The organism is Streptomyces sp. UNOB3_S3, from assembly GCF_020740895.1.
Lineage (GTDB): Bacteria > Actinomycetota > Actinomycetes > Streptomycetales > Streptomycetaceae > Streptomyces.
Genome location: NZ_JAILXP010000547.1, coordinates 1 through 3366, shown reverse-complemented (window position 1 = coordinate 3366; position 3366 = coordinate 1). Strand labels below are relative to the sequence as shown.

The following is a 3366-nucleotide window of genomic DNA, read 5'->3' as shown; positions in this document are numbered from 1 at the left end:
CCGATCCGCTCCCACAACTCATCCGACACGATCCACGGCGATGCCCCCACGAGCCGGACAACGCTCAACCCGCCCGTCAGACACGGCAACCAGCGTCAACAGATCTCATTCTGTTAGCTGTTGTTAGAGGGATGTTCTCGCTGCCGCTGCGGATCGCGATGAGGGCGGCGGTGGAGATGACATAGGTGAGGACTTTGAAGTAGCCGCCGGTACGCCGGTGCAGCCTCAGGTCGGCCTCGAAACCTGCCAGCACTTTCCGAAAGGTTTCTTGGTCCTCGGTGTCCAGAGGGAGGGGGCAACCAGGTGACGGGCAGCAGCGCGGTGGGCGAGGGGGAGCCGGGCACCGCCGGTCAGCCGGCCTGTTGGAGCCGTGCCCGGTTCTCCTCGCTGACGCGGGTCAGGTCCCGGGCCAGGATGCGGGCCCGGTGCAGGAGGCGGCTGGCGCCGGTGCCGCAGAAGACAAGTGAGATGCCCAGCTTGTCGCGCAGGTAGTCGAAGTAGGGCAGCACGTTTGCCAGGCGCTGCGCCGTGGCGCGGTTGATGTCGTCGATGAGCAGCAGGCGGGTCTGCGTCGTCTCCAGGATGTAGTTGACCGGCAGGGTCAGGTCGGGGCGCCGGCGCATCTCCAGCACCTCGGCGATGCTCTTCGGCTCGGGGGTGAGCCCCAGGTAGGAGGCGATCCCCCAGATCCAGTTCACCTTCATCTCAGGGTCTGCCGGGGTGGTGGCGTGCACCACCGGAATCTGGTTCGGCTGCCCGCCGTTCGTGGCGGCTTCGATTCAAGACCGAGAAACTCGTCAGAGCTACAACGAGCTGGAGGATCTCTTCAGCGACCTCCAGCGGGTGGCCGCTGCCAACGCCCACTGGCCCCGCCCGAAGGACCGGTCCTGGAGCGCCGACGACTCCACCGAGCACAGGGGCGGAAAGTTCAGCGAGCACACCCCCTACATGATCAAACAACAGGCCCAGGAGAGCAGCCCTAACGGCAAGGCCGACATGTTCTACACCTTGGTGTCCATGCTCGCCACCCCCGAAGAGGTCCCCGGCAACTACGGGACGTCTTCACCGAGGCGCAGGCCCTCGCTTGCTGACCTGCTGATGCGCTCGCCGCTGCAGCAGGCGCTCCTTGCGCTGCTCAGTGGTCGGGGCCGTCCAGGCGTGACACCCGGCCCGCTGTCCATCGCCGCGTGAGCTCAAGTCTCGATTTCCCACCATCGGCAGCCCCCCTCGGGGCGCCACAGTGTTCTCGGCCCTGATAGAACGCGATAGCGACATCACCTTCTCCTTTCCCCTTGGCATATCTTGCCTCCTGCCACTGACAACCACCCTGCGAGCCACGTCCGGCTCCGGCACCTGGCAGCGCAGATGAAGAAACCTTTCCCTCGCGCGTCCCCAAGCTTCTGAAGCAAGACTGTTTATCGGGAAAACCATGCGTAGCCCCCACCACACTGGTTACGGTCTGTGCCCATGAGGTTCCTGCACACCTCGGACTGGCATCTCGGCCGCCGGTTCCACGGGGAAGACCTGATCGACTACCAGCGCAAGGTCCTGGACCACATCTGCGCCACTGCCCACACCCACAAGGTGGACGCCCTGCTGATCGCGGGCGACATCTACGACCGTGCCATCCCGAGCCTGGACGCGGTACGCCTGTTCGACCGGGCTTTGCATCAGCTCGCCGACCTCGGCATCCCTACCGTCATGATCAGCGGCAACCACGACTCCGCCCATCGCCTCGGCACCGGCGCCGGCTTGTACGCCAAAGCAGGCGTCCACCTGCGCACCGACCCCGCTCACGCCGCCTGCCCCGTCCTCCTCGACGACGAGCACGGCCCCGTCGCCGTCTACGGAGTGCCCTATCTCGAGCCCGCCCTGGCACGCACCCAGCTGGACGCCGAGGCAGCCTCCCATCAGGCTGTTCTCACCTCGGCGCTTGACCGCATCCGCGCCGACCTCGCCACCCGCCCGGGCACCCGCTCCGTCGTCCTTGCCCATGCCTTCATTACCGGCGCCACCACCAGCAAGAGCGAACGCGACATCAGCGTCGGCGGCGTCGCCCACACCGGAGCCGACCTCTTCAACGGCATCGACTACACCGCCCTGGGACATCTTCACCGTCCGCAGAGCGTCAACGACCGCATCCACTACAGCGGCTCCCCGCTGGCCTACTCCTTCTCCGAGACCAGCCAGACCAAATCCCTCACCCTGGCCGACCTGCCGGCCGACGGCGCCCCCACGATCACGCGCCACGACATCCCGGCAGGCCTCCGCCTTCCGCTGGCACGCCTGACCGGCCGCATCGACGACCTGCTGACCGACCCCGCACACGAACAGCACAGCAAAGCCTGGCTGCAGGCCACCCTCACCGACACCGCCCTGCCGTACGAGGCGATGGCACGCCTCAAACAGCGCTTCACCAAGACGCTGGACATGCGGCACGTGCCTGCCGGCATCCCGGCACAGGCCACCGACAGCCCCACCTACCGTGAACGGGTACGCGGCCGCAGCGACCTCGACATCGCCCATGACTTCATCACCGCCGTGCGCGGTACCCCACCCACCGCCGCAGAGGCAGGCCTCTTGCAAGAGGCTGTCGACGACATGCGCGTGCGCGCCCAGGAGAAGGAGACCGTCTGACATGCGTCTGCACTCTCTGCACCTGCAGGCCTTCGGCCCCTTCGCTCGCCGGCACACCGTCGACTTTGACGCCTTGTCCGCCGATGGCCTGTTCCTGCTGCACGGCGACACCGGCGCCGGCAAGAGCACCCTGTTCGCCGCCATCTGCTTCGCTCTCTACGGTCTGCCGCCTCACGAACGCAACATGCGGCTGCGCAGCGATCACGCTCCCACAGATCTGCTGACCGAAGTGACCCTGGAAGTAACCCTGGCCGGCAAGCGCCTGCAGATCCGCAGAATTCCCGCCCAGAAACGACCCCACCTGCGCAACAGCGCAGAGCTCGTCGACCAGAAGGCCGAAACCTACCTGCACCAGTGGGTCCTCGACGAAAACGGACACGGCCGGTGGGAAGGCATCATCAAGTCCCACAAGGAAGCCGGAGAAGAGATCAAGTCCCTCCTGCGTCTGACCCGGCAGCAGTTCTGCCAGGTCGTTCTGCTCCCGCAGAACGAGTTCACCAAGTTCCTGCGCGCCGATGCATCCGAACGCCGGGTCTTGCTCGGCACCCTCTTCGGCACCCGCCGCTTCGGCGCCATCGAAGAATTCCTTGCCACCCGCAAAACGCTCACCGCCAAGACGCGCGACGAGGCCCGCGCCGACGTCCTGCGCCTGGCCGAACGTATCCAGCAGGCAGCCGGCGACGACCTCGAGCCGGCCAAGGGAGCCCCCCGGGCCGACGCCCCCGCCAC

At 66.6% G+C, this 3366-nt stretch carries 5 protein-coding genes; 3 read left to right on the top strand and 2 right to left on the bottom strand.

The window, feature by feature from the left end; genetic code table 11:
* Positions 1-76: 76 nt before the first annotated feature.
* Both K6I33_RS33385 and K6I33_RS33380 read right to left on the bottom strand, forming a co-directional pair.
* On the bottom strand, positions 77-253 hold the full coding sequence (locus tag K6I33_RS33385) for a hypothetical protein (RefSeq protein WP_229358478.1): 177 nt from the start codon (positions 251-253) through the stop codon (positions 77-79).
* A 97-nt stretch (positions 254-350) separates the two neighbouring features.
* The gene (locus K6I33_RS33380; protein ID WP_229358476.1) at positions 351-734 is read right to left on the bottom strand and encodes a hypothetical protein; all 384 of its coding nucleotides are present in this window, start codon (positions 732-734) and stop codon (positions 351-353) included.
* Here K6I33_RS33380 and K6I33_RS33375 point away from each other — a divergent pair.
* The 3 genes from K6I33_RS33375 to K6I33_RS33365 form a co-directional block, all read left to right on the top strand.
* Positions 724-1191: a hypothetical protein gene (locus K6I33_RS33375; RefSeq protein WP_229358474.1), complete on the top strand. Its 468-nt coding sequence runs from the start codon at positions 724-726 to the stop codon at positions 1189-1191. The two genes, K6I33_RS33380 and K6I33_RS33375, sit on opposite strands and share 11 nt — an antisense overlap.
* Positions 1192-1467: 276 nt before the next feature.
* On the top strand, positions 1468-2637 hold the full coding sequence (locus K6I33_RS33370; protein ID WP_229358472.1) for an exonuclease SbcCD subunit D: 1170 nt from the start codon (positions 1468-1470) through the stop codon (positions 2635-2637).
* 1 nt (position 2638) lies between these two features.
* The coding region (locus tag K6I33_RS33365) for an AAA family ATPase (RefSeq protein ID WP_229358470.1) at positions 2639-3366 on the top strand (728 nt) is incomplete at its 3' end.

Coding starts and splice junctions, on each gene's coding strand:
- K6I33_RS33370 (WP_229358472.1), top strand. CDS start 1,468: ATGAGGTTCCTGCACACCTCGGACTGGCATCTCGGCCGCCGGTTCCAC.